A 26,909-nucleotide genomic window follows, 5' to 3' on the forward strand; every position below is an offset into this window, starting at 1 on the left:
GAGCTGATCAACTTTTGAAAACTGCAGTTTAGAGCTTGGGCAAATGGCACCGCACAGATAACATTCAGACATCAAATCAGTGTTCTTCCACCAATGCGACAAGAAACAGCCTACAAGGAAAGAGAATGCGCTTTTCGGAATACAGTAAAGGATTGCGCGCCAGCGAAATCACACCACTTCTTCAGTTCTTTATTGCAGGAGTTCTCATCGGTGAAGCGCTGTCCATCGGACAAATAATCGGCGCACTTATAAATAGGCATATCGCCACCCTTAATATAGATCTCCTAGTGTTATCAATTTCGGGTCTCAGTGCTATTACTTGCATTTTTTACGCAGTAAGTCGCGGTGCATGCAAGGAATCCAGAAAGCTCATCGATAGCTCACGAATTGATTTGCTTATCGTTTTTTCGCTTGGTTTTTTTCTGTCCTGCAACAGCGACGGGCTAGCCAATGAGTTTTATGCAAAGTATTTGGAGCGACTTACTTTTACACAACTTTTTTGCCTTTATATCAGCCCAGTGATCATAGCTTGGATTGCAATGATAAAAGCTTCATTAAATATTAGAAAAAAAGAAATATGTCACCCCTATTTCATGAGTGATCGAGACATAGAAGGCCAAGATGACGACCTTTTGGACTTCGGAGAGAGAGCAACCATTTTTGCAGAGAGAGTTCTCAACGGCGGTTCATCGGATAGCCTGGTATTCGGTATAGACGCTCCATGGGGCACGGGAAAATCCAGTTTTGTTAACTTCTGCTGTAACTACTGGAGAGAGTTGCCTGACAGGAAAACGGTAATCCACCGCTTTGAGCCATTACGTTATGACGAAGGCGTAGATCTAACAGAAAAATTCATTGACGATCTTATCAGCACAATACAAGAGCAAATTTTCGCACCTGCCTTACGTCCGTTATTCAAGCGCTATGAAAACTTAGTAGCCGATAAGAAAGCCACCTCTTTTCTTGACATAAGAAAAAAATTATCTCTAGATACCGACACGATACATTCCACACTAAAAGAGATGGATTATACATTAAGAAACATAAGCATCAGAATCATTGTCATTGTGGACGACCTAGACAGGCTGCATTGGTCATCGGCAAAAAGCATACTATTCTCCATAAAGCGCAGCTTTATGCTCAGCAACATTTCTTACGTACTTTGCTACGACACCGATAACATTAAAGCAACAACAGAAAACCCTGACTCTGAAAAAACACTGGAATTTCTTGAGAAATTCATCAACATAAAAACCAGTCTATTTCTAAGCTCAAACGACCTCACAAACTATCTCTACCGATACTTTGACAAAGCCATCAAGGAAAATCTAAATATATCAACAGCAGCTGTTGATAAGCTAAAACTTCTAACACAAGAAATAGCAAAAATATTCCAAAGCGATGATTTCCACAAATACAAGCTGCTACTTGGCGACATTAGAAAAATCAAAAGACTGATCAATGCACTTATACTTTTAGATATCGAAAATATAGACTTCAAAAATAGCGATACAAATACCAGCGACTTACTACACCTTACACTTATTTACGTCAACCACCCTAAAATTTTCCGAAAAATTTATGACTGTGAATCGAGCGGGAAATCGGGCTTCTTTAAGCTACAAGAGTCCAACAACAAATACGACAATCATCCCGACTATAAAAAATATATAACAACCCTCACCGAAGACCAAAATCTACTGCTATCTAAACTATTTGACTCTGCACAATTTAATGCCATCGGAACGAATCGAATGACGGAGGCTGAGTTCAGTTCGCGAGCATGTTCACCGAGCAATAAAAGGCCCTTGGAAAAGTACCTATATATTATCGCAAAGCTATCCAGACCCGTACCTCAAAATTCCTATCAATATTACGAAAACCTCAAAGAAGAGCTATTCACCTCCGAGAACCAAAATGAGTTTTTAAAAGAACTCTTCACCAGAAAACTTGACTCAAAAGAAGAAAATCTTCGAGAGTTTTGGCGAGTAACAATGAAATACTTAAATAGTTTTGGACTACAACTGTCCAACACAATTATCGATCACTTCATTGAAAAAATGCCACAGTACTCTCTCACAGAGAAAGAAGACTTTGTTGGATTCAGACGAAAAGTACATTCTGAAATAATGAGAGTACTCAACAACATCCCAAATTATTCAAGTGAAAAAAACAACAAAATTTCAAATAAAAATCACAACATCATTTCAGACATCATTTTTGGAAATTCTTCGAAAGGTATAAAAGGAGTATTGCACCGACTGACTCAGGAAGATCGTGGCATCCTTGGGTTCTACGACCTTCTACACTTCCGACTAAACTGCAGCGTAGAAACGGTATCAGGATTAGTAAACCTTTGGCAGAGCGTCAGTTATCACGCCAATGACAATCCTAACTTATCATTGAATCGCTATGAAACCACCATCGATCAGATGCGTGAAATCTCACAAATCACATTCAACATATTCAAAAACAAGTATATAAAAACAAAAACAAATATATTCAAAGAGATCGACCAACTATCACACTCAGACCTTCTTGGATCCACAACCTCAGGCAAACTTACAGAAGAGCTTGAGACGGAGCTTGAAATTGAAAAAAACTATATAAAACTTTTCATATCATCACAACTAAGCAATACAACCACTGGCGAATGCGGAAGCTATGACGAAGAAGGGAAAAACATACAGCACGGTATACACCGAGCCTTATCCGATTACTTTTTTTCAGTATGCTTCAATCCAGAACTAGAAGCTTCCGCCTACATTTACTTTGCAGATATGTTACTCATCACACTTGACAGCGGAGTCCACAGTAACGAACCTCCATTTTTAGCCAACATTGATACTGCTATTAAAATCCTAGGAAAAGAAACGTTGGCCGCATACTGGCTTCAACATCAAGAAAAAATAATTCAAACTCTCAACAAACAACCTGAAAAAACGCTATTCAAGACGTTTTTCAACGTGAGTTATTCTCAGCTCCCCTCAATCTATAACGCACTGAATCACAAGTTCTTATTGTCAAAAGAGTGATATGGAAAATCATCACTCGCCACGGTAGAGCTGCAAGTGCTCAGTGACTTTCGCAGCCGGGACTTTCTGCAACTTGCACAGCAGGTCGTGCGATAGCTCGCTGACGCCGTGCTTGTGCCGCAACTGATCCGCCAGATGCGCCATCAGATTCGCCGCCATCTCGGCATCGGCCATGGCCCGGTGAGCCTGGCCGGTATGCGGCAGGCGCGCGAACGTGGTGAGCGTGCCGAGCTTGTGATTTGGTGCCGCAGGCATCAAGCGCCGTGCCAGCAGCAGCGAGCAGGCAAAGTTCTGCAATCGCGTGCGTTTGATCCGCCCCAGTTCAAAGTCCCAGAACTTCTGGTCGAACGAGGCGTTGTGCGCGACCAGCGGCGTGCAACCGACAAACTCATTGACCTCGTTCATCACCTGCTCGGCCGAGGGCGCGGTGCGCAACATGGCGTTGCTGATGCCGGTCAGTTGTTCGATGAACGCAGGGACCCGCACGCCGGCGTTCATCAGGCTCTGGTAACGCTCGACGATGCGGCCGTTTTCCAGCATGACCACAGCGATTTCCGTGGCGCGGCAGTTGCTGTTCGGCGACAGGCCAGTGGTTTCAAAGTCGATGACTGCAATGCGTTCCAAACCGGGTTCAACTCCGTACAAATCAATTCTTCAGTAACAGCTCAATTCTTCAACAACAGTGCGCCTTCGATCGGCACATAACGGCTGGCGGCGCGGATCAGCGAGTTGGCGGTCAGACCCGGCACGCCGTAGGCGACCGCTTGCACGCCGTGTTTGCTGATGATGCGTTCGAGCAGCATGTCGAAATCGCCGTCACCGGAAGCCAGGACGATTTCGTCGACGTGGTCGGCGGCGTCCATGATGTCGAGGGTGATGCCCACGTCCCAGTCGCCCTTGGCCGAGCCGTCGCTGCGCTGGATGTAGGGTTTGAGCTTCACGGTGAAACCGAGGTTGCGCAGGATCTGCTGGAACTGTTGCTGCTTGCTGTCGCCACGGTCGATCGCATAGGCGTAGGCCTCGACGATCTGCCCGTCCTTGCTGATGTCGGCCCACAATGCGGCATAGTTGAAGTGACAACCATAAGCCTGACGCACGGTGTAGTAGAGGTTCTGCACGTCGGCGAACACTGCGATTTTTTTCACCGGAGTTCCTGTGGGCGCGCAAGCGCACGAAGCGGGATCAGGCGCCAGGCCCGAAAAAGGCGCTCAGTATGCCAGCCATCAGGAGGGTTCCGCGAATAATCGGCCCGGAGCCCTCAGGGGCTCCGGACGAATGGTGAATCAGACGAAGGAATCGTCGTCATCAAAGAAGGAAGAATTGTCGTTGCCGTAGTCGGTGTCGGTGAAGCCGCCCTGGTCGTTGCCAGAGAAGCCGTTATCGGCCACACGCTGGTCATCGCCCCAACCGTTGTTGCTCTGGTCGGCAACCTGCGCCGGTTCTTCCTTGATCACTTCAACGATTTCTTCCGGCTGCTGGTTATGATGGAACAAGCTGCTGATGCCCTGCGCGAGCATCACGCCACCGGCCACACCAGCGGCGGTTTTCAAGGCGCTGCCGAGGAAGCTGCTGCCGGCTGCCGGAGCGGCTTGTTGCGCATAGTTAGGCGGTGGCGCGCCGAAGTTCTGTTGGGGTGCAGACGCGCCGTAATTCTGCTGCGGTGCCGGTTCGCGCCAGCCGCCAGTCGAGGCCGGCGCGGCACTCTGAGTCGGCGCCGGACGCGGGCTGCCACCAAAAATGCTCGACAGGAAACCACCGCCGCCGCTCGGCGCCGGTGCGGCACTCTGCGCCTTGGCCGACTGCAACTCCGCCTGCAAACGCTGGACTTGCTGAGTCAGTTGTTTGTTCTGCTCGTCGAGGCTCTTGAGCGCAGCCTCTTGCACCAGAATCGCCTGGGTCATGAAATAACCTGCCGCCGGCTGGCGGGTCAGGTGTTCCTTGATCCGCGTTTCAGCCTGGGCGTCGCGCGGGGCTGCCTCCGTTTCGGCCTGTTGCAGCCGCGAAAACAGTCCATCGATCAGGGTTTGCTCTTCGCTGTTCATGGCGACCTCGTAGATTGCCGGGGATAACATTGCCCTCGTCCACGTTGGCCGAGGTGCTCTCCTGTAATGGAGACGGTGACAAAACGTTTCAATGACCTTTACCGAATGTTTACGTTTGTGTCGCGCCAGCCATCATCGGTTAAAGTGAGCCACTGTTTTCGACCTGCGATACCGACTGATGAATGCCCTCGAAGTGCTGCGCGACTCTCTGTATTTTTTCAAACGCCATTTGGGCAGCATCGTGCGGTTGTGCCTGCCGCTGGTGATTTTCGAAGCATTCCTGCAACAAGTGGTCGATCACGCCAGCGGGCCGGATAACATCTCGGCGATCAGCATCATCGTTGGTCTGTTGGTGTATCCGCTGTACACCGCCGCACTGATCCTCTTTCTCGATGCGCGCAGCCGTGGCGAGGCGCCGCGCAACCGCGATCTGCTGGCGATGGCCGCCACTCTGTGGCCGCGTTTCGCGTTGCTCACGGCGCTCAATACCTTGCTGATTCTGCTGGGCCTGTCGCTGTACTTCCTGCCGGGCCTGATGCTGATGGTGATGCTCGCGTTCGGCGAATACCTGCTGGTACTGCGCGGTATGGGACCATTGCAGGCGATGAAGGAAAGCCTGCGCCTGACCCGCGGGCATTTCTGGCGGATCCTGCTGTGCATTCTCTGCGTGATGACGCCGCTGTGGTTGCTCAAAGGCGCGACACTGGCGGTGTACCCCGAGCCGCAGAATCCTGTGATCGCCATTCTGATCGACAGCGCTCACAGCTTCCTGCAACTGTTCACCAGTGTGGTGTTGTTCCGCCTGTTCATGCTGATCAGCGAATTACCTGACAAACGTGAAAGAGCCATCTGACAGCACTGCGCTTGGGCTTCGAGACGACCGTCAGGTATGCTCGGGGCCACTTTCTGTAACGCTATAAGCCGAGCCATGACCCGTCTACTGCGCTACACCCTGTTGTTTGTCGTGCTCGCCATCGCCCTGATCGGCGGGCTGCTGTTCAGCCTGACCTGGCGCCCCGACGCCCGCGAAACCGTGCCGGTCAGTTGCACCGCCACAACGCCGACGCTGGTGCCCGGGCAGGCGCTGAAAGTCATGACCTGGAACGTGCAATACCTGGCCGGCAAACGCTACGTGTTCTGGAATGATCTGGCTCAGGGCGATGATGAAGCGCCGACGCTGGAAGACATGGCCTTCAGCCTCGACGAAGTGGCGCGGGTGATCCGCGACGAGCAGCCCGATCTGGTGCTGTTGCAGGAGCTCGATGACGGCGCCAAGGCCAGCGACTATCAGAACCAGCTCAAGCTGTTGCAGGAACGGGTCGCCGACCTGTATCCGTGCAGTGCCAGTGCGTTCGACTGGAAGGCCGAATTCGTTCCCGACCCGCACATTTACGGCAGCGTCGGCCGGCAACTGGCGACCCTGAGTCGCTACCGCATCGAACACGCCGAACGCCTGCAATTGCCGGTCGCTGCCGCCAACTTCATCAACCGCCAGTTCCAGCCGAAAGACGCCCTGCTCGCGACCAAACTGCCCCTGAGTGACGGCGGGCAACTGACCGTATTCAACACCCACCTTGAACGCTCCAGCCAACCGGGTGACACCGCGCAAGCACAATTGACCGCCGTAGCCAAAGTGCTCGACAAGTATGAGAGCCAAGGCCTGCCGTGGCTGATCGGCGGCGATTTCAATCTGTTGCCGCTGGGCCAGTACCGCCGCCTGCCTGCCGAACAGCGCACGCCCTACTCCGCCGACAGCGAATTGCATCTGCTGTGGGACAAGTACCCGATGATCCCGACCAACAACGAAGCCAGCGGCATCGACCGTGCGCGCTGGCTGACCCACTACCCCAACGATCCCGGCCTGAATGGCCCGGATCGCACGGTCGACTATCTGTTTTACAGCCCGAAGATCAAGCGGGTCGAAGCAAGGGTGCGCCAGGACGACACGTTGCGCATCTCCGATCACCTGCCGGTGATTGCGCGCTTCCTGCTGCCGGCGGCGCCATAGGCAGGGCCGAGGATCATCGCCCCGTCGCCCGAATTGACGATATGGAATCCCATGAAAATCTTATTGGTGTGCAAGGACATTGGTGGTTACGCGCGCAAACTGGCGGACTACCTGATGATCGACAATGACGTGTGTTTCATCGATACGTCATCGATGCAGAACAGCTTTGATCAAGCGCCGAAGATCTTGCGCCGCCCGCTGAAACGCTGGGCGCAGTTACGCCAGTTCAATAAAGCCATTGCTGCGTGCGGGAGATTTGATGTCGCGCTCATCATCAACCCGGCCCAGATCGATACGAAACAGTTGGCCGCCGGACTCAACGTCTCGGACCACAAGATCGCCTACCTCTACGACAGTTTCAGTCGCTGGCCGATGACCCGCGAAGAACTGGCCGGTTATAACGAGGTGTTTTCCTTCGATCCGCAGAATGCCGAAAGCTACGGCCTGAAGAAACTCCACAACTTCATTTACGACGACTACGTCGCCGACGGCGAGCCCGGTGAATACTCGGCGTTTGTGGTGATGGCGGGTAAGGATCGGGTGCCGGCACTTACCGGTCTCGCGCGGGCGTTCGATTGCCTCGGGGTGACCGATTACAAGTTTCTGGTTCAGAGCAAACCGATCCCGGGCGCGCATCCGGGCATCACTTTTTTCGAACAGAGAATGTCGCTGGAATCCGTGGGTGAGTTGGTCAAGCGCTCACGGATTATTCTGGACATTGCCAAACCCGGTCAGGCCGGTTTGAGCTTCCGTTTCTTCGAAGCCATGGCCTCACGGAAAAAAGTCATCACCACCAACAAGAGCGTGGTCGACTATGACTTTTACAACCCGGCGAACATTCTGGTGATCGATGAGGCCAACCCGGTGATTCCGGAACGGTTCATTACTGATCCGTATGTCGATGTGCCTAAGCACATCTACCAGAAGTACACCTTGCAGGGGTGGGTCAAAACGGTCTTTTCGCGTTCATGAAATGACATCGCAGGCAGCCCCACCACGAAACCTGTGGGAGCTGCGCGGGCTGCGATTTTTTACTCTTCAGGTGCCGCGTGGTTTGGCCCGTGCAGTCGCCTCGGCCACCAGCGGATCATCCGGCCAATAATGTTTCGGATAGCGGCCCTTCAAATCCTTCTTCACCTCGGCATAGGTGCTGCGCCAGAAGTTGGCCAGATCCTGCGTCACCTGCACCGGTCGCCTTGCTGGCGACAACAGATGCAACTTGACCACCTGGCGCCCGCCGGCAATCCGCGGCGTATCCGCCAGCCCGAACAACTCCTGCAAACGCACCGCGAGAATCGGCGGAAACTCGCTGTAGTCCAGACGAATCGACGACCCCGACGGCACACTCAGATGATGTGGCGCCAGCTCATCAAGCTTCTGCGGTAGCGGCCACGGCAGCAAGTTACGCACAATGCTCGACAGATCCAGATTAGCAAAATGGCTGAGCCGCGAGACCTTGCCCAGATACGGCATCAGCCAGTCTTCAAGGGTATCGAGCAACGTCGCATCACTGACATCCGGCCACTGACTGTCGTCCTGATTGTGCAATTCCAACTGCCGCAACAACGCCACACGTGCCTGCCACTGGCGCAGTTCCGGCGTCCACGGCAGCAGTTCCAGACCTTTGCGTCGCACCAGATTGACCAGCGCCTGACTGCGCGCATTTTCATCAAGACCGGTCAACGGCTCACGGCTGAGAATCAGCTCGCCGACCTTGCGCTGGCGTTCGGCGCGCAGCACACCTTCGCGTTCGTCCCAGTCGAGTTGATCAACGTTGCGCACCTGTTCGGCGAGCACCGAATCGAACAGCGCCGGATCGAAATCCGCCGCCAGATAAATCCGCTCCTCGCGCTGGCCCTGACGGCTGCCGAGGTCGGCAATGACGATCCACGGCTCTTTCATCAGGCTATCGGCTTCGGCGAACAGCGCCGCGCGACCGTTGGCCAGACGATATTCGGCGCCACCGGCACGCCGCTGTTGCGCGACGCGATCCGGGTAGGCCAGCGCCAGCAAGGCACCGAGCCAGCGCGGATGATCGGGATCGCTGACCGGCTCGCTCGCCTTGCCGCGCAGATAACCGCGATATTGCCGCACCAGTTGCCGGGCGCGCTGCACACCACCGTGCGCACCGCGAGCGGCGCGTTCTTCGCCGGATAGCAGAACCAAGCGACTGTGCAAATCTGCCCCGGCACCGCGCAAGATATCGCGCTCGCCCAGCAGCGCGGCGACATCGCAGGCCATGTTCGCCAGCCCCAGCGCCTGACCGCGCAGGAGCAAATGCCCGATGCGCGGATGCGCCGGCAACTCAGCCATGGCCTGACCGTGAGAAGTCAGCGCCTCACCTTCCAGCGCGCCGAGCCGCTGCAACAACTCCTGCGCCTGGGCATAAGCGGCCGCCGGCGGAACATCCAGCCAGACCAGTTCGCCCGGCGTCACACCCCAGCGCCCCAGTTGCAACGCAAGACCGGCGAGATCCGCCGAAAGAATTTCCGCACTGCCATACGCGGCCATTTGCTCGTGTTGATCCTGCGACCACAAGCGATAACACACGCCCGGTTCCAGACGCCCCGCCCGGCCGGCGCGCTGCGTAGCACTGGCCTTGGAAATGCGCTGGGTATCGAGGCGGGTCATGCCGCTGCCGGGATCGAAACGCGGCACCCGCGCCAGCCCGGCATCAATCACCACGCGCACGCCGTCGATGGTCAAACTGGTCTCGGCAATGTTGGTCGCCAGCACCACTTTGCGCTGGCCGGTCGGCGCCGGGTCGATGGCGGCACGCTGGGCGTTGAGGTCCAGTTCGCCGTGCAATGGGCACAGCAAAACATCGCTGCGCTCACCGATCGCGTCGGCCAGTTGTTGATGGACGCGACGGATTTCCGCCTGTCCCGGCAGGAATACCAACAGGCTGCCGGTTTCATCGTGCAGTGCTTCGAGCACGGTTTGCGTAACGCGTTGATCGATGTACTCGCCGGGCTGATACGGCCGGCCCCAGCGCATCGTCACCGGGTACATGCGGCCTTCGCTACGCAGTATCGGCGCGTCATCCAGCAACCCGGCCAGACGCTCGCCTTCCAGCGTGGCCGACATCAGCAAAATCTTCAGCGGCTGTTCAGCCCGGAACAGCTCGCGACCGTTCAGACTTAAGGCCAGCGCCAGATCGGCGTCGAGGCTGCGTTCGTGAAACTCGTCAAAGATCAGCAGGCCCACGCCTTCCAGCGCCGGATCATCCTGCAAACGGCGGGTGAGAATGCCTTCGGTGACCACTTCGATACGCGTATTGGGGCCGACTTTGCTGTCGAGACGGATGCGATATCCGACGGTTTCCCCGACCTTCTCGCCCAACTCGCTGGCCAAACGCTCCGCTGCTGCACGCGCAGCGAGACGCCGTGGTTCAAGCATCAGAATGGTTTGCCCGGCCAGCCACGCTTCATTGAGCAGGGCCAAGGGCACGCGGGTGGTTTTACCGGCGCCCGGCGGTGCTTCGAGCACGGCTTCGTGGCGTGTCGCGAGGGCTTCACGCAGGGCGGGTAAAACGTCATCGATTGGCAAAGAAATCATGCTGGCTCCAAAACAGAGGCGCGAGTATAACGGCGAACTGCTAGGCGTTCGTCAGGGTCTTAACTTCACACGACTACGCTTCGTTCTTAGATGAATCAGGAGATTTCCCCATGCGCTTACCTTTTCGCCTGATCGGCGGTGTACTGGTCGCTACCCTGCTCACGCAAATTACCGCGTGCGGTTCGATTTTCTACCCGGACCGGCGCGGGCAGATCGACGGCAAGATCGACCCGGCGATTGCCGTGCTCGACGCCGTGGGCCTGCTGTTCTACGTCATTCCCGGGCTGATCGCGTTTGCCGTCGACTTCGCCACCGGTGCGATCTATTTCGAACCGGGCCACACTGCGCAGATCGATCCGGCCAAACTCAAGCAAGCCATCGGCCCGGACGGCCAGGTCGATAATCACAAGTTGCAGGCTATTCTCGAAAGCGAGTTGGGCCGAGATTTCCCACTGGATGATCCGCGCCTGATTCAACACAAGGGCAGCACTCAACAACTGGCGATGTTCGGCCTGCAACCCGCCGCTTAAAAAGGACGTTCAATGACATCCAGCCCCGAACACGCCCGCCTGCTCAGGCTGGCAACCCGCGCTTCGGTAGCGGTGGCGTGCACGCTGATCATCGCCAAAGCCATCGCCTGGTGGCTCAGCGGCTCGGTGAGCATGCTCGCCGGCCTTACCGACTCGGCGCTGGATGGCATCGCTTCGCTGCTCAATCTGCTGGCCGTGCATTACGCGCTGCGCCCGGCCGATGACGATCATCGTTATGGTCACGGCAAGGCGGAGTCGCTGGCGGGGATGGCGCAGGCGCTGTTCATTGGCGGCAGCGCGGTATTGATCGCGTTTCAAGCCTATGAACGCATCCAGCATCCGGAACCGCTTGGCGCACCGTGGATCAGCATTGGCGTGATTATTTTCTCATTGCTACTGACGGTGGCCTTGCTGGTGCTGCAGCATCGAGTGATCAAGCAGACCGGTTCCAACGCCGTGCGTGCCGACTCACTGCATTACCGATCCGACCTGTTACTCAACGGCAGTATTCTGGTGGCGCTGGTGTTGGCCGGGTTCGGCTGGCATCAACTGGATGCCTGGTTCGGACTCGGCATTGCCGCCTATATCCTATGGAGTGCGATCCAGATCGCCCGGGAAAGTTTTTCGGTGCTAATGGATGAAGAACTGCCAACCCACGTCAGTCAGCACATGCTCGAATTGGCCTGCAGCGTGCCGGGGGTGTTGGGCGCGCATGACTTGCGCACGCGGATCTCCGGCAACCACTGGTTCGTGCAGTTGCACCTGGAATTGCCGGGGGAATTGACCTTGTCAGTGGCGCACGGCATCAGCGACCAAGCCGCCGATGCCATTCACAAGGCCTACCCGCGAGCCGAAGTGCTGGTGCACGCCGATCCGCAGGAAGTGGTCAAGTCAGAACGGGCGCAAACCCGGCTTCAGTAACTGACCTGATAACCGCGACTGCTCAGGCAATTACCCTGCGCCTGACGGTACGCCTGCACCACTTCGGGTGCCGGTTGATACGTCGCGGTGCGCGGGTCGAAACCGCTTTGCTGCACGGCGTACTGATAGCACTGGTATCCGTCCTGCTGCACCTGCTCCGGCGACTGGCCGTTGGCCGGATAGGCTTCGACGTCATAGCCTTGGGATTGCGGCTGCGGTTGTGGCTGAACCGGCGGCTCGACGACTATATAATCCTGGGTCGCCTCCTGATACGCGTAGTAGGCACCGGCGGCGAGGAACAATAGCGAACCACCGATCCACACTTCACGGGCGTAATCGGGCAAATACTGAATGCGAATCCCGCGTGGCGGCTGCACGACGATGTAGCGCGGGCCTTGCGGGCGATACCAGTAGCCTGCGGAGTAGAAGTAATCCTGACCGCGATACGGCACGCGGTAGTCACGATCCGGGAAACGGTCGATCACATGCCCCGGTCGATATTGCGGACCAGGCCCCCAGCCATTGCCATGACCATCCGGACGGCCCGGCCAGCGATTGTCATTGGGCCGGTTACCGGTCTGCCATTGCTGATTGTGATAACCGTTTTGCGGGCGCTCGTCGCGGTAGTAACCCTGACGCGGTTCCTGGGTCTGGCGCACGGTATCGGGCCGTGGCTGGATCGGCAGGCTATTGGCCGGCAGTTGTGGCGGTGGTGGCGGCTGGCGCACCGGGTTGGGGTTATACGCCGGACGATTCTGGTCGTGGTTTTGCCACGGACCATTGTTGTTGCCGTTGTGCTCGAACTGGCGGCTGTTGTCGCCACGAATGATCTCGTTGTTCTGCGGGCGCGGCTGATTCTGCTGTGGCTGATTATTCTGCGGACGCGGCTGATTGTTGCCGCCATGGCCCTGATTATTGCCCTGATGGTCCTGGCCATGGCCACCGCCCTCCGGCCCGCGATTCTGCGGTTCATCGGCAAGCGCTTGCGCACTGACACTCACACACAGCAAACCAACACCGGCCAGACGCCAGATGCGCGAATTCATGCTTTTTCTCACTGCGGGGCCTGTAAATGTAAGAGGGCTTGTCACTAAGACCGGGAATACACACACCGGGTTCTGCAACAGGTTATCAGTCACGCAACTTATTTATTGAGCGTCCGGCATGAAATCGCAGGCAAGAAAAAAGGGAGACCCGTCGGCCTCCCTTTAGAGAACTTCGTCCTGGCTCGACGCTTTTGACGTCGGCTCACCTCACGCCGTCTTCTGGACAGTGTGCAGTTCGGGGGCCGGCACAACCCCGGTGGGGGTGGCGGCCGCGGCAGGCCGGATAGGGCGGGCCGCGTGGACTGTGTTACCGAGCAGTGATTCTGGTGATAAGAATAGGCCTGAGACGGCGACAGAGGATTGCGAAGATTGCTGAAATAAACACCACTTGCGCAATTTTTAACCCTGGATAGATAATCTGCCGCAATAGTTACAACCAAGGACAGATTGATGAGCAAACTCGACCGTTACGACCTGAGTATTTTGGCGGAATTGCAGCGCGACGCCCGCATCTCCAACCAGGAGCTGGCCGAGCGCATCGGTCTGTCGCCTTCCCCTTGCTCGCGCCGGGTCAAGCAACTGGAAGACGACGGCTACATCTCGCGTCAGGTGGCATTGCTCGATCGCAAGATGCTCGGGCTGAGCCTGACGGCGTATGTGCTGATCGGCATGGACCGACACACGCCAGAGCGTTTCGAGAACTTCGAAGCGGCGATTCGCACGTTGCCGCAGGTGTTGGAGTGCAGTCTGGTGACGGGGGTGGATGCAGATTACCAGTTGAAGGTGGTGGTGCCGGATATGGATCACTATCAGAAGCTATTGCTGGGACACCTGACCCGGATTGAAGGGGTGACCAGCGTTCGTTCAAGCTTCGTACTGAATCAGGTGCTCAACAGCACAGAACTGCCCTTGACCCACCTGCGCAACTGATCAAAAGCCCCTCACCCCAGCCCTCTCCCAAAGGGAGAGGGGGCCGACCGAGGAGTCTGGCGTCATACATCGACCTGAAAGATTGAGTCGATTATGGATTCACAACAGAACGTTCAGGTCGGCGTATTTTGCGAGCATCCCCCGGTCAGTCCCCTCTCCCTCCGGGCGGTCCGACGTTTCGGGAGGGCTAGGGTGAGGGCAACAGTTCCGGATCAGACCCAGATCAATGTCACCCCACACACCTTGGCGTATACTCGCCGCGCCCTTTTAGCCGCGTGCGCGTCGGAGAAACCCAATGGATCCAGCCTTATTAGAAGAGTGGATGATGACCGGTCTGGTCAGCATCCTGATCATTTTCATGGGTTTCATCGTCTGGGATCTGGCGAAGAAGTCCAAAGCCGGGCGCTTTGGCTCGTTCATTCTGTTCTTCGTACTGGGCCTGGGCGTGGCCGCGTTCATCATCAAGAGTGTGGTGATCGGCCTGATCGAATCCGGCGCTTTATAAGCGCGCCGGCACTTCCTTCCACTGGCCCTGATCGAGTCCGTCGATCGTCCAGTCACCAATCTTCACCCGCACCAACCGCAATGTCGGCAGGCCTACCGCCGCCGTCATGCGCCGTACCTGACGGTTGCGCCCTTCGCGAATCACCAGTTCCAGCCATGACGTCGGTATGGTCGCGCGAAAACGCACCGGCGGATTGCGCGGCCACAACTCAGGCTCATCCAGCTGCCGCGCTTCGGCGGGCAAGGTCATGCCGTCATTCAGTTCAACGCCATCGCGCAAGCGCTGCAATTGCTCAGCCGTCGGCACGCCTTCGACCTGCACCCAATAGGTCTTCGCCAGTTTGTGTTTCGGATCGGCGATACGCGCCTGCAACTGCCCGTCGTTGGTCAGCAGCAACAAGCCTTCGCTGTCGCGATCCAGGCGTCCGGCCGGATAAATGCCGGGCACATCGATGAAATCCTTGAGCGTCGCCCGCCCTTCACCGTCGCTGAATTGCGTCAGCACATCGAACGGTTTGTTGAACAGGATCAGTTTCGGCTCGGCCGGGGGTGCCTTGGCAACACGGCGCGGCGCGGACGACTGAGGCTTCGCGCCGGAGCGGCGGGAAGGTGGACGCGGGGGACGAGACATAAGAGAACAGACATTTAGCGATCAGGGCTGACAATGCTAGTGCCCCGACCGCCAAATGACCACGACTAAGCGTTAACGGAACGGCGGCTCGTCGAAGCTGCGCAATTTGCGCGAGTGCAACGAGTTGAGTTCAGTGCGCAGCAGGTCCACCGCTTCAATGCCGATCTTCAAGTGCTGGCTGACCGCGCGTTCATAGAAGGCATTGGCCGAACCCGGCAGTTTGATTTCACTGTGCAGCGGTTTATCTGAAACGCAGAGCAACGTGCCGTATGGGACCCGCAGGCGATAACCCTGCGCTGCAATCGTGCCGCTTTCCATGTCCACGGCCACGGCGCGGGACAGGTTGATCAACGGTCGTTCCTGCGCCCAGCGCAATTCCCAGTTACGATCGTCATAGGTCAGCACGGTGCCGGTGCGCAGGCGTTTTTTCAGATCATCGCCCTTCTCGCCAGTGACATTGGCGGCAGCCTGTTGCAACGCCATTTGCACTTCTGCCAGGGCCGGGATCGGGATGTTCGGCGGCACCACACGGTCGAGAATGCCGTCGCGACGCATGTAAGCGTGGGCCAGCACATAGTCGCCGATGGTCTGCGACTGACGCAGGCCGCCGCAGTGGCCGATCATCAGCCAGCAATGCGGACGCAGCACCGCCAAGTGGTCGGTGATGTTCTTGGCGTTGGACGGGCCGACGCCGATGTTGACCAGCGTCACGCCGTGGCCATCGCTGGCGATCAGGTGATAGGCCGGCATCTGGTAACGGTGCCAGACCACACCGGCCGCAATCGCCGATGCTTCGCCGTGATCCATGCCCTTCTCGATGATCACGTTGCCCGGCAACACCATGCGCACGAAACGCGGGTCGCGGCGCAACTGTTCCAGACCATGGACGATGAACTGGTCGACGTAGCGGTGATAGTTGGTCAGTAGAATCCACGGCTGCACATGCCGCCAGTCGCTGCCGGTGTAGTGCACCAGACGGCGCAGGGAGAAATCCACGCGCGCGGCGTCGAACAAGGCCAGCGGCAGCGGATCGGTGTTTTCCCAGTCGTAAAGACCGTCGGCGATGCCATCGGTAGCGGCAGACAAGTCGGTGCTCGGGAACACCCGCGCCAGCACGGCAGCGGTGACGCCAGAGCCGGCGAGTTCATCGCCCTGCTCGACCACGTACGGATACGGAATGTTTTGCTGGCTGACGCCGACTTCCACAGTCACGGTGAAGTCGTGCATCAACGGCACCAACTGTTCGAGCAGGTATTTGCGGAACGCCGCCGGGTGGGTGACGGTGACGCTATAGGTGCCCGGCAGTTGCACCTTGGCATAAGCGCGGGTGGTCTGCGGCACTTCGCCCTGGCAATGATAGGTCAGACGCAGTTCGGGATAACGAAACAGAGCACGCTGCGCAGCGTCGGGTTCGACGCGATCCTTGAGGTAACGCTTGAGCGCCGAGTTCAGCGCAGTGGTGGCCCGCTCATGCAGCTCGGCCAGACGGTCCACGGCTTGTTCGGCGGTTTGAACGACAATAAACGCTTCGGTCACGATCAGCTTCCTGTGTTCTGACTTGCAGAGCTTCATCTTGCCTGCATCGTGGCGTCACGGGAACAGTGGCGTTGTGGGTGTACCCAAATCTTTAAATCAATGAAGATCCCCTGTGGGAGCGAGCCTGCTCGCGAATGCGGTGGGTCATTCAATAAAGATGTCGACTGATACACCGCTTTCGCGAGCAGGCTCGCTCCCACAAGGGGATTTTTGCTTGATTAGAAACCTTGTGGGGTTGAGCGGGCGACGATGGCTTCGACGTCTAGCCCACGCGGCAAGGCGCCGTAAACCCGGCCGCCACCGCTCAGGCGGCTGGCGATGAAGGCATCGCTGACCGTTGAATTTCCGGCCTCCAATAAAAGCCTGGCCTGTAAACCGAGCGCGATGTCTTCGGTCAGTTGCCGCGCGCGATACTGAATATCACTGGTGTCCTTGAACTGCGCCTGCAACTGCTGAATATGCGCGGCCAGGCGCTTGTCACCGTGCCCGTCGCCCAATTCGCTGAACAACACATCAAGCACACCCGGCTCTTTCGACAACGCCCGCAGTACGTCCAGACATTGCACATTCCCCGAACCTTCCCACGTCGAGTTCACCGGTGCCTCACGGTACAGACGCGGCAGGATGCTGTCCTCGACATACCCGGCGCCGCCCATGCACTCGGCCGCCTCATTGATCATCCCCGGCGCGCGCTTGCAGATCCAATACTTGCCCACCGCCGTCACCAGCCGCGCAAATTGCGCTTCGTGGCGATCATCCAGATGATCCAGCGCCTTGCCCATGCGCAAACTCAGGGCCAGCGCGGCTTCGCTTTCCAAGGCCAGATCAGCCAGGACGTTTTGCATCAACGGCTGTTCGCTGAGCAGTTTGCCGCCGACCTTGCGGTGTGCGCAGTGGTGGCTGGCCTGGGTCAGCGCCTGACGCATCAACGCGCTGGAACCGACCATGCAGTCGAACCGAGTCATAGCGACCATCTCGATAATAGTCGGCACGCCGCGCCCCTCCTCACCAACCATCCACGCCAGCGCGCCACGGAACTCCACTTCGCTGGAGGCGTTGGACTGGTTACCGAGTTTGTTTTTCAGGCGCTGGATGTAGAACTGATTACGCGTGTCGTCCGGGCGATGCCGTGGCAGCAGGAAACAACTCAAACCCTTGTCGGTCTGCGCCAAGGTCAGAAACGCATCGCACATCGGCGCCGAGCAGAACCACTTGTGCCCGACCAGTTCATAAGCCTGACCCGGGCCACTGGCGCCGACCGGGTAAGCCTTTGTGGTATTGGCGCGCACGTCGGTGCCACCCTGTTTCTCGGTCATGGCCATGCCGATGGTCACGCCGGCCTTGTGCGCCATGCCGACGTTGCGTGGGTCGTATTCGGTGGCGAGGACTTTCGGTAGCCACTGCTCAGCGATGTTCGCCTGCAAACGCAGGGCCGGCACACTGGCGAAGGTCATGGTCAACGGGCAACCGCTGCCGGCTTCTGCCTGGCTGTGCAGATAGGTCATCGAGGCGCGCGCGACATGCGCGCCGTCCTGTGGATGGGTCCATGGCAGCGACGTCAGGCCATGCTCGATCGCCGTGCCCATCAGTTCGTGATAGGCCGGATGAAATTCCACCAGATCGATGCGATGACCGTAGCGGTCATGGCTGGCGAACGTAGGTTTGTTCTGGTTGGCGAGGAACCCGGCTTCCATCAACGGCCCACCAGCGAGTGCACCGTAGGCATCGATCCGCGACTCCGCCCACCCGGCACCAAAGCGCCGCGACCACTCCTGCAACGGCAGGTCGATGCGGTACAGGTTAGTGCCGTCCAGCGACGGTGGCTGGTTGGTGACTTCGTGAGTTTCGGCGAACTGATGCAGGTTCATGACGGGCTCCTTCGGGCAACCAAGGAACCCAGTTAAGCACCGCTCCGCAACCGATCAAAGTGTCATATCCGCCGAATTTGCGGCGCTTTTACCCTGTTAGCAGCACAACACCCGCCGCTCCAGCGCAGATTGCAGATCTTCGAATTTTACGGGTTTGTTCAAGTAATCGACCGGCGCCCCCGTTGCGCAAAGCTCTCGGTCGGCAGTTAGCGCCAGCATGAATACCGGCAAGTTCGCGCAGCCCGGCAACGCATGAATCTGGCAGCACAATGACGCGCCGTCGTAAGCCGGCAACTGGCAATCGATCAGCACTGCGTCGAAAGTCTCTCGTTGCAAGCAATCAAATGCCGCCGCGCCGTTGTCGGCGGTACGCACGCGAAAGCCGAGCTTGAGCAACATGCCACGCATCACCAGTTGGTTGACACTGTTGTCATCCACCAGCAGCACCGTGCAGTCCTGCGGCGCACGCACACAATCGTGCGAAGGCGCGACGATCGGCGCAGCTTCAACCGCCGGCAGTTCAAACTCAACGTCCAGTTGAAAACGGCTGCCACGTCCGGGCTCCGAGCGATGAGTGAGCTTGCCGCCGAGCAGCTCAACCAACTGTCGGCAGATCGCCAGCCCCACGCCCAGTCCGCCGTATTCGCGGGTCATCGAACCGTCGAGCTGGAAGAAGCGCTGGTACATCGTCGCCTCGCCCAGATCGGTAAAACCGATGCCGGTGTCGATCACCGCAAACGACAACGCCAGGCGATTGTCCGTCGACGGTTTGCCGGTCACCCGCAGCGCCAGCCCGCCGACGCGGGTGAACTTGATCGCGTTGTCCAGCAGGCATTCCAGGCATTGCGCGAGTTTGGCGCTGTCGCCGTACAGGCGATCTGGCAGGGTCGGCAGCACCTCGACCTTGAAGTCCAGCGACTTGCTCGCCGCGTTGCTGTCGAACTGCACGCGCAACGCTTCGACCACCGCGCGCAGGCTGAAACTGCCCGGCGCAGCCTTGAGCTTGCCGGCCTGCAATTCCGTGAGGGTGAGGATGCCGTTGACCATGCGCATCATGTCCCGCGCGGAACCGGCGGCGGTCTGCTGGTATTGCTCAAGCTCCGGATCCAGCTCGACGGTCTGCATCAGCTCCAGCGAACCGATCACGCCGTTCATCGGTGTGCGCAGTTCGTGGGTCAGGGTCGCGAGGAATTCGTCCTTGAGTTTGTTGCTGTGGGCCAGTTGCTGGTTGAGCACTTCGAGTTTCTGCCCGGCGTCATACAGGGTCTTCGCCTGTTGCTCGCGCATCGCATTGATCCGGTCGGCCAGTGCCAGCGACAGCAGCGCCACTTCGATAGCTGAGCCGATCTGGCTGGCATACATGGTCAGGAATACGTTCGGCAGCAGGCCGAGCACCATCAGCGTGTTGACGATGCCGCCGAGCAGAAACGCCGACCACGCGATGATGAAATAGCGCGCCACGCGCAAACCACGCCACCAGGCCAGAATCCCGGCGGCAAAAATCACCACAGTGAAGGTCAGTGCCAATATCGTCGCCAGACGCAGCGACAGTGCGTAACTGGTCATCAGCGACAAACCGACCACCAGCGCACCGAACGCGATCAGTGCAATCAGCAAGTGATCAAGCCAGCGACTATGGTTTTTGGTCTGCAGGAAACTGCGGGCGAACTGACTGCCGAACAGCCCCGCACAGCCGATGAAAAATGGCGTGGCCGCGTTGGCCCACCACGGATTGTCCGGCCAGAAATACTCCACCGCCGCACCGTTCACCGACAGCTGATAAAGGCCAAACGAGGCGATATAGAAGATGTAATAGAGGTAACTGGTGTCGCGCACACTCAGGTAGATGAACAGGTTGTAGACCAGCATCCCCAACAGCACGCCATAAATGATCCCCAGCACATACAGGCGCACCGGCTGATCTTCGAGGTACGCCGTGCTCGACCACAACGTCACCGGCGCCTGAATCGAGCCTTCACTGGCCAGTCGCAGGTACACGGTTTGTTGTTGACCCGGTGCGAAAGCGAGGTCGAACAAATAGTTGTTCTGGCGGATCTCGCGACTGGCGAACGGCAAGGCGTCGCCGGTTTGTCGGACGAGGCGGTAGTCGCCATTGGCGTCGGCCGTATAGAGGTCGAGATGGTCAAGCGGTGGATAAGCCAGTTCCAGCAGCCAGGTGCGCTGGGCGGCGGGATTGCTCGGACGGTAATGCAGGTCAATTTTCAGCCAGAACGCCGAACGCGAGTAACCGGCATTAAGCGTGGCTTTATCGTGGGGTTTGAAATTGCCGGCGGCAGCCTGCGCGCGAACATCGGCAATGCTCGCCTGACCGCTCGGGTCTTCGAACACTTGCAGCGACCGGCCCAGAGGGAGGCTCTGGGTAAATTCGTCGAATTCGACGGCGCTCGCCATGAGGGGCAAGCAGAACAACAACATCAGCAAATAGCGCATTGAAGCCCCAGCGTGGCTCGTCCGGTTGTGTCAGGAGGCCCCCCATTCCCTTTGAGTAGACGTAAAACCGGTATTACCTGTTATTGGTTTGGATCCAGACTAGCATAGCCGTTGATGGCCATTGAGCACCATTGAAATTTTTCCTACAAAGGCTCTAGAACGGGCGTTCCAGAGCAAAGCAGCGGGCTAGAGCTGTTGAGTTGGTCAACTTGTGACAGCATGGTCGCAATCTCTTGCCGGGTTATCGACCCGCCACAACAGCACTGAACCCGAAAATCAGCTTTGGTGGTAAGCTCGCGCACCATGAATATCTACAGCTCCCGCCCCGTTGTCCTCTGTCTCTCCGGCCACGACCCAAGTGGTGGCGCCGGCTTGCAGGCAGATATCGAAGCCCTGCTCGCGCAGGGTTGCCATGCGGCTCCGGCCGTCACCGCCCTGACCGTGCAAGACACCGTCAACGTCACTGACTTCCGCGTCCTCGACCGTGAGTGGGTGTTGGCTCAAGCCAATGCCGTACTCAACGACTCCGAAGTCGCGGCAGTCAAACTGGGCATGCTCGGTTCGCTGGAAATGGTCGACACCGTTGTCGAACTGCTTTCCGCGCACCCGCACTTGCCGGTGGTCTGCGACCCGGTGCTGCGCGCCGGCGGCGGCGGACGCCTGGGCAAGGACGAGGTGGGTTACGCGATGCGTGAGCGTCTGCTGCCGCTGTCGATCATTGCCACCCCTAACCTTCCTGAAGCGCGAATCCTCGCCGAACTGCCCGAAGGCACTGCGGACGAGTGCGCTGAAAAACTCCTGCCGTTCGTCAAAAACCTGCTGATCACCGGCGGCCATGGCGACGAAACTGAAATCCACAACCGCGTTTACAGCCGCGACGGCCTGCGTGAAACCTTTATCTGCCAGCGTCTGCCGGGCAGCTATCACGGTTCCGGTTGCACACTGGCCAGCGCCCTCGCCGGACGTCTGGCCCAGGGCGAACACCTGGCCAGCGCTGTGCGCAGTGCTTTGGATTACACCTGGCGCACCCTGCGCGATGCCGAACAACTGGGCAAAGGCCAGTTCGTCCCGCGTCGCCTGCCGCTGGATTTCTGCTCGTAACGTCGTGAGGTCTGCCTGATGAAACTACGTGGCCTGTATGCCATTACCGACAGCCAGTTGCTGGCCGGCAAGTTTCTGTCTTACGTGGAGGCGGCGCTGGAAGGCGGCGTCACCCTGCTGCAATACCGCGACAAGAGCAACGATGAGGCCCGCCGTCTGCGCGAGGCCGAAGCGCTGCGCGATCTGTGCGAGCGCTACAAGACGCAGTTGATCATCAATGATGATGCTGAACTGGCGGCGCGCCTTAACGTTGGCGTGCACCTCGGCCAGACCGACGGCCCGCTGTCGCCGACCCGCGCCCTGCTCGGCTCGAAAGCGATCATCGGTTCGACCTGCCACGCGCAAATCGCGCTGGCCGAACAAGCGGCCAAAGAAGGTGCGAGTTATGTCGCCTTCGGTCGCTTCTTCAACTCCAACACCAAGCCCGGCGCGCCGACATGCAGCCTCGATCTGCTCGACGAAGCCAAGCGCACGCTGCACCTGCCAATCTGCGCGATTGGCGGCATCACCCTCGACAACGCCGCGCCGCTGGTGGCCCATGGGGTCGACCTGCTCGCCGTAGTCCACGGTCTGTTTGGTGCCGAGAGCACCGCCGAAGTGACCCGCCGCGCCCGCGCGTTCAATGAATTACTGAAAGTCTGATTTGAGAGCCCGATCATGTCTCGTTCCGAAACGCTGTTTGCCAATGCCCAGAAACACATCCCCGGTGGCGTGAACTCGCCCGTTCGTGCGTTCAAGAGCGTTGGCGGCACGCCGCTGTTCTTCAAGCACGCTGAAGGTGCTTACGTTACCGACGAAGACGACAAGCGTTATGTCGATTACGTTGGTTCGTGGGGTCCGATGATCCTCGGCCACAGCCACCCGGACGTGCTGGACGCAGTGCGCAATCAGCTGCAACACGGCTTGTCGTACGGTGCGCCGACCGCGATGGAAACCGAGATGGCCGATCTGGTCTGCTCGCTGGTGCCATCGATGGACATGGTGCGCATGGTCAGCTCCGGCACCGAAGCGACCATGAGCGCGATCCGTCTGGCCCGTGGTTACACCGGCCGTGACAGCATCATCAAGTTCGAGGGCTGCTATCACGGCCACTCCGACAGCCTGCTGGTCAAGGCCGGTTCCGGCGCACTGACCCAGGGCGTACCGAGCTCGGCCGGTGTGCCGGCGGCGTTCGCCAAACACACCCTGACCCTGCCGTTCAACGACATCGACGCGGTTGAGAAGATGCTCACTGAAGTCGGCCAGGAAGTGGCCTGCATTATCGTTGAGCCAGTGGCCGGCAACATGAACTGCGTACCACCAGCGCCGGGCTTCCTAGAAGGCCTGCGCACGCTGTGCGACAAGCATGGCGTGGTGCTGATTTTCGACGAAGTGATGACCGGTTTCCGCGTTGCCCTCGGCGGTGCTCAGGCGTATTACGGCGTCAATCCAGACCTGACCACCTTCGGCAAGATCATCGGTGGCGGCATGCCGGTCGGCTGCTTCGGCGGCAAGCGTGAAATCATGCAGCGTATTGCGCCGCTGGGCCCGGTGTATCAGGCCGGCACGCTGTCGGGTAACCCACTAGCGATGGCCGCCGGTTTGACCACGCTGCGTTTGATCAGCCGTCCGGGTTTCCACGCCGAGCTGACCGACTACACCACGCGCCTGCTCGATGGCCTGCAACAACGCGCCGATGCTGCTGGCATTCCGTTCGTGACCACGCAGGCTGGCGGCATGTTCGGTCTGTACTTCAGCGGCGCCGACGACATCGTAACCTTTGAAGATGTGATGGCCAGCGACGCTGCCCTGTTCGGTCGCTTCTTCCACCTGATGCTGGAAGGTGGCGTGTACCTGGCGCCGAGCGCCTTCGAAGCCGGGTTTACCTCGATCGCCCACGGCGAAGCCGAGTTGAAACTGACACTGGACGCTGCCGAGCGCGCCTTCGCCGCACTAAAATAACCGCACTACCGCTGACGTTGGCTATCACCAGCGTCAGCATTCACCTACATCGACGCTGTTTTTCCGATGCCCCTGCTAAAAATCTCCCCTAAAGTGGTCGATATATTCCCCGCGCAGCAGAAAAACGAGTAAAGACTTTGTAAGGTTGGCCCTGCTTATTTCATAATGCGCGCTTATTGGATCCCTCGATGGGTCCGCGTGCCCTTCAGAGGTAAGTCGATTCCCATGAACCGCACCGGCCGCACCCTTGCCTTGGGCTGCCTGTTGCTCCTTCAGCCCCTGCTCGCGCATGCACAAGCAGGCGGCAACTCGTTGTTGATCCCGGCGATGGGTCGTTGCACCCTCAATACTCAGCCGCAAGACGTCACGCAGGCACTGGCTGCTTGCCAGAAAGCCGCGGACGAAGGGGATGCGCAAGCGCAATACGAGTTGGGTGAGTTCTACTACGACGGCAAGAATGCCCCGCGCGACCTCAATCAAGCCTTGAGCTATTTCGAAAAAGCCTCGTTGCAAGGCCACGCTCAGGCGCAATTCAAACTTGGCACCATGTTCTTCCACGGTGAAGGCGTGCAGGCCAACAATATTCAGGCGTACATCGTGCTGAAGATGGCCGCGGTCAACGGCGCTGAAGACGCGCTGGACACGGCCGACGAAGTCTCCGAAAAAATGTCCCGCGAAGACCTTGAAACCGCGACCCAGGTGCTCGGGCAAATTTTCCGTAAATACCTGATGGAACTGCAGAGCGCCGATGGGCGTACGCCGTTTTCGCCTCTTCCCTGATTTCTCTATAGATTTTTCTGGCCTCTTCGCGAGCAGGTCGAATGGAGCGACGCGGTCTTGAAGCTTACTTCTCAGGCATCGGCATCGGAAACGGCATCACATTGCCGACCGCGCCGCGGGCTTCGCTGATTTTCGGCGTGCCCAGACGTTCCACTTCATCGATGCGCACAATCGAATGCATCGGCACAAAGCTGCGCACCACGCCTTCGAACTGCGCCTTGAGCTTTTCTTCGCTCGGATCGACGACCACTTGCGTGCGCTCGCCAAAGACGAACTCTTCCACTTCCAGAAAGCCCCACAGATCACTTTGATAGATCTGCTTGGCGTACATTTCGAACACCTGGCCCTGGTTGAGGAAAATCACCTTATAGATTGGAGCTTCGCGTTTGGTCATGGCGGGGGGATAACATCGGGGATAAAAATGAGGGCGCAAACTATAGCATAGCCACCGGACGCGCAGCGGTAGGAACCTGAAGGCTTGTTCCCTATAATGCGCGGTTCTTTGAATCACGTGATGACCCTAATCCATGGCCAAGAAGCTTTACATCGAAACCCACGGTTGCCAGATGAACGAGTACGACAGCTCGCGCATGGTCGATCTGCTGGGTGAACATCAGGCCCTGGAAGTCACCGCGCGTGCTGAAGACGCCGACGTGATTCTGCTCAACACCTGCTCGATCCGCGAGCGCGCCCAGGATCGCGTGTATTCGCAGCTCGGCCGCTGGCGCGAACTGAAACTGGCCAACCCAGAGATGGTGATCGCCGTTGGCGGTTGTGTGGCCAGCCAGGAAGGCGCGGCGATTCGTGATCGCGCGCCGTACGTCGACGTGGTCTTCGGCCCGCAGACCCTGCACCGCCTGCCGGAAATGATCGACGCCGCGCGTATCACCAAGCTGCCGCAAGTCGACGTTTCGTTCCCGGAAATCGAAAAATTCGACCATTTGCCCGAGCCGCGTATTGATGGCCCGAGCGCTTATGTGTCGGTGATGGAAGGTTGCAGCAAGTACTGCACGTTCTGCGTGGTGCCTTACACCCGTGGCGAAGAAGTCAGCCGGCCATTCGATGACGTGGTCGCCGAAGTCATTCACCTCGCCGAAAACGGCGTGCGTGAAGTGACGCTGCTGGGGCAGAACGTCAATGGCTATCGCGGTACGACCCATGACGGACGTCTGGCTGATCTCGCCGAATTGATCCGTGTTGTCGCCGCCATCGACGGCATCGACCGCATTCGCTACACCACTTCGCACCCGTTGGAATTCTCCGACAGCCTGATCCAGGCCCACGCCGACGTCCCGGAACTGGTCAAGCATCTGCACTTGCCGGTGCAATCGGGTTCCGACCGGATTCTCGCGGCGATGAAGCGCAACCACACGGCGCTGGAGTACAAATCCAAGCTGCGCAAACTGCGTGCGGCGGTACCGGGCATCTGCATCAGTTCGGACTTCATCGTCGGCTTCCCCGGCGAGACCGAGAAAGACTTCGAACAGACGATGAAGCTGATTGCCGATGTCGGTTTCGACTTCTCCTACTCGTTCGTTTACAGCCAGCGCCCGGGTACCCCGGCGGCCGATCTGGCCGACGAGACCCCGGAAGAGTTGAAAAAGGAACGCCTGAACGCCCTGCAACATCGCCTGAATCAGCAAGGCTTTGAGATCAGCCGACAAATGGTCGGCTCGATCCAGCGCATTCTGGTCACCGACTATTCGAAGAAAGACCCGGGCGAGCTGCAAGGGCGCACCGAGAATAATCGAATCGTCAACTTCCGCTGCGACAATCCGACTCTAATCGGCCAGTTCGCCGATGTGCACATCGACGCGGCGCAACCGCACTCGCTGCGTGGCTCGCTGATCCAATAAATGCAAAAGATCGCAGCCTTCGGCAGCTCCTACATGGATTACATTCCCCTGTAGGAGCTGCCGGAGGCTGCGATCTTGGCGGTCTCGACGCCAAGAATATTTAAGAGCTTTCGCACCCAGGCCTCTGGCGTTATCCTTGATTTCATCTTAATTGCCCCAGGGCGGCTAAAT

Annotated in this window: 23 protein-coding genes; 13 read left to right on the top strand and 10 right to left on the bottom strand. The window is 58.0% G+C overall.

The features are described from left to right. The first annotated feature begins 125 nt into the window (after nucleotides 1-125). Nucleotides 126-3,035 (top strand): P-loop NTPase fold protein, encoded by a 2,910-nt coding sequence (locus tag J0G10_RS26930; RefSeq protein WP_220557038.1) that lies wholly within the window; start codon nucleotides 126-128, stop codon nucleotides 3,033-3,035. Nucleotides 3,036-3,047: 12 nt separating this feature from the next. On the opposite strand, the gene J0G10_RS26935 is transcribed toward J0G10_RS26930, so the two are convergent. From J0G10_RS26935 to J0G10_RS26945, 3 genes are all read right to left on the bottom strand, one after another. Then, nucleotides 3,048-3,659 (bottom strand): 3'-5' exonuclease, encoded by a 612-nt coding sequence (locus J0G10_RS26935; protein ID WP_220557039.1) that lies wholly within the window; start codon nucleotides 3,657-3,659, stop codon nucleotides 3,048-3,050. Nucleotides 3,660-3,700: 41 nt separating this feature from the next. Continuing rightward, nucleotides 3,701-4,180: a LabA-like NYN domain-containing protein gene (locus tag J0G10_RS26940; protein WP_007949802.1), complete on the bottom strand. Its 480-nt coding sequence runs from the start codon at nucleotides 4,178-4,180 to the stop codon at nucleotides 3,701-3,703. A 138-nt stretch (nucleotides 4,181-4,318) separates the two neighbouring features. Further along, nucleotides 4,319-5,077, bottom strand: a complete 759-nt coding sequence (locus J0G10_RS26945; protein WP_220557040.1) for a DUF2076 domain-containing protein — start codon at nucleotides 5,075-5,077, stop codon at nucleotides 4,319-4,321. Between the two features lie 178 nt (nucleotides 5,078-5,255). On the opposite strand from J0G10_RS26945, the gene J0G10_RS26950 reads away from it, so the two are divergent. From J0G10_RS26950 to J0G10_RS26960, 3 genes are all read left to right on the top strand, one after another. Continuing rightward, nucleotides 5,256-5,930 (top strand): YciC family protein, encoded by a 675-nt coding sequence (locus J0G10_RS26950; protein ID WP_220557041.1) that lies wholly within the window; start codon nucleotides 5,256-5,258, stop codon nucleotides 5,928-5,930. Between the two features lie 75 nt (nucleotides 5,931-6,005). Beyond that, complete coding sequence (locus J0G10_RS26955; RefSeq protein WP_095125483.1) at nucleotides 6,006-7,085, top strand: endonuclease/exonuclease/phosphatase family protein; 1,080 nt, start codon at nucleotides 6,006-6,008, stop codon at nucleotides 7,083-7,085. 51 nt (nucleotides 7,086-7,136) lie between these two features. After that, nucleotides 7,137-8,057 (top strand): hypothetical protein, encoded by a 921-nt coding sequence (locus J0G10_RS26960; RefSeq protein ID WP_095048755.1) that lies wholly within the window; start codon nucleotides 7,137-7,139, stop codon nucleotides 8,055-8,057. A 66-nt stretch (nucleotides 8,058-8,123) separates the two neighbouring features. Here the strand turns inward: J0G10_RS26960 and hrpB are convergent, their stop codons facing one another. Beyond that, the gene (gene hrpB / locus J0G10_RS26965; RefSeq protein WP_095125485.1) at nucleotides 8,124-10,643 is read right to left on the bottom strand and encodes an ATP-dependent helicase HrpB; all 2,520 of its coding nucleotides are present in this window, start codon (nucleotides 10,641-10,643) and stop codon (nucleotides 8,124-8,126) included. Between the two features lie 110 nt (nucleotides 10,644-10,753). Between hrpB and J0G10_RS26970 the strand changes: the two genes are divergently transcribed. Together J0G10_RS26970 and J0G10_RS26975 are read left to right on the top strand one after the other, a co-directional pair. Continuing rightward, complete coding sequence (locus tag J0G10_RS26970; RefSeq protein ID WP_007909665.1) at nucleotides 10,754-11,173, top strand: hypothetical protein; 420 nt, start codon at nucleotides 10,754-10,756, stop codon at nucleotides 11,171-11,173. A gap of 12 nt (nucleotides 11,174-11,185) precedes the next feature. Beyond that, a complete protein-coding gene (locus tag J0G10_RS26975; RefSeq protein ID WP_095048757.1) occupies nucleotides 11,186-12,094 on the top strand; it encodes a cation diffusion facilitator family transporter in 909 nt (302 codons plus the stop codon). Here J0G10_RS26975 and J0G10_RS26980 read toward each other — a convergent pair. After that, complete coding sequence (locus J0G10_RS26980) at nucleotides 12,088-13,140, bottom strand: DUF6515 family protein (protein ID WP_220557042.1); 1,053 nt, start codon at nucleotides 13,138-13,140, stop codon at nucleotides 12,088-12,090. The genes J0G10_RS26975 and J0G10_RS26980 overlap by 7 nt on opposite strands. Nucleotides 13,141-13,590: 450 nt before the next feature. Here J0G10_RS26980 and J0G10_RS26985 point away from each other — a divergent pair, with 450 nt between their 5' ends. Then, on the top strand, nucleotides 13,591-14,070 hold the full coding sequence (locus J0G10_RS26985; RefSeq protein WP_008081091.1) for an Lrp/AsnC family transcriptional regulator: 480 nt from the start codon (nucleotides 13,591-13,593) through the stop codon (nucleotides 14,068-14,070). A 295-nt stretch (nucleotides 14,071-14,365) separates the two neighbouring features. Continuing rightward, on the top strand, nucleotides 14,366-14,575 hold the full coding sequence (locus J0G10_RS26990; RefSeq protein WP_007909655.1) for a DUF2788 domain-containing protein: 210 nt from the start codon (nucleotides 14,366-14,368) through the stop codon (nucleotides 14,573-14,575). On the opposite strand, the gene J0G10_RS26995 is transcribed toward J0G10_RS26990, so the two are convergent. From J0G10_RS26995 to J0G10_RS27010, 4 genes are all read right to left on the bottom strand, one after another. Continuing rightward, nucleotides 14,570-15,205, bottom strand: a complete 636-nt coding sequence (locus tag J0G10_RS26995) for a pseudouridine synthase (protein WP_245398005.1) — start codon at nucleotides 15,203-15,205, stop codon at nucleotides 14,570-14,572. The two genes, J0G10_RS26990 and J0G10_RS26995, sit on opposite strands and share 6 nt — an antisense overlap. A 72-nt stretch (nucleotides 15,206-15,277) precedes the next feature. After that, entirely contained in the window at nucleotides 15,278-16,777 is a 1,500-nt protein-coding gene (gene amn / locus J0G10_RS27000) for an AMP nucleosidase (protein WP_016986142.1), read from the bottom strand. Nucleotides 16,778-16,959: 182 nt separating this feature from the next. Continuing rightward, nucleotides 16,960-18,609, bottom strand: coding sequence for an acyl-CoA dehydrogenase family protein (locus J0G10_RS27005; RefSeq protein ID WP_095125488.1), 1,650 nt, complete (start codon nucleotides 18,607-18,609; stop codon nucleotides 16,960-16,962). Between the two features lie 96 nt (nucleotides 18,610-18,705). Further along, nucleotides 18,706-21,060 (bottom strand): hybrid sensor histidine kinase/response regulator, encoded by a 2,355-nt coding sequence (locus tag J0G10_RS27010; protein WP_220557043.1) that lies wholly within the window; start codon nucleotides 21,058-21,060, stop codon nucleotides 18,706-18,708. A 303-nt stretch (nucleotides 21,061-21,363) separates the two neighbouring features. Here J0G10_RS27010 and J0G10_RS27015 point away from each other — a divergent pair, with 303 nt between their 5' ends. The 4 genes from J0G10_RS27015 (at nucleotide 21,364) to J0G10_RS27030 (ending at nucleotide 24,882) form a co-directional block, all read left to right on the top strand. Beyond that, a complete protein-coding gene (locus J0G10_RS27015; RefSeq protein WP_007909650.1) occupies nucleotides 21,364-22,161 on the top strand; it encodes a hydroxymethylpyrimidine/phosphomethylpyrimidine kinase in 798 nt (265 codons plus the stop codon). An 18-nt stretch (nucleotides 22,162-22,179) separates the two neighbouring features. Continuing rightward, on the top strand, nucleotides 22,180-22,803 hold the full coding sequence (gene thiE, locus J0G10_RS27020) for a thiamine phosphate synthase (protein ID WP_095125490.1): 624 nt from the start codon (nucleotides 22,180-22,182) through the stop codon (nucleotides 22,801-22,803). Nucleotides 22,804-22,818: 15 nt separating this feature from the next. Then, nucleotides 22,819-24,102, top strand: a complete 1,284-nt coding sequence (gene hemL / locus J0G10_RS27025; RefSeq protein WP_093434628.1) for a glutamate-1-semialdehyde 2,1-aminomutase — start codon at nucleotides 22,819-22,821, stop codon at nucleotides 24,100-24,102. Between the two features lie 225 nt (nucleotides 24,103-24,327). After that, complete coding sequence (locus tag J0G10_RS27030) at nucleotides 24,328-24,882, top strand: tetratricopeptide repeat protein (protein WP_003228518.1); 555 nt, start codon at nucleotides 24,328-24,330, stop codon at nucleotides 24,880-24,882. 64 nt (nucleotides 24,883-24,946) lie between these two features. Here J0G10_RS27030 and J0G10_RS27035 read toward each other — a convergent pair whose 3' ends face one another. Continuing rightward, nucleotides 24,947-25,276 (bottom strand): DUF1820 family protein, encoded by a 330-nt coding sequence (locus tag J0G10_RS27035; RefSeq protein ID WP_003185742.1) that lies wholly within the window; start codon nucleotides 25,274-25,276, stop codon nucleotides 24,947-24,949. Nucleotides 25,277-25,409: 133 nt separating this feature from the next. Between J0G10_RS27035 and miaB the strand changes: the two genes are divergently transcribed. After that, complete coding sequence (gene miaB / locus J0G10_RS27040; protein ID WP_095048763.1) at nucleotides 25,410-26,738, top strand: tRNA (N6-isopentenyl adenosine(37)-C2)-methylthiotransferase MiaB; 1,329 nt, start codon at nucleotides 25,410-25,412, stop codon at nucleotides 26,736-26,738. Nucleotides 26,739-26,909: the final 171 nt, after the last annotated feature.

The sequence above is a fragment of the Pseudomonas germanica genome (assembly GCF_019614655.1).
Taxonomy (GTDB): Bacteria; Pseudomonadota; Gammaproteobacteria; order Pseudomonadales; family Pseudomonadaceae; genus Aquipseudomonas; species Aquipseudomonas neuropathica.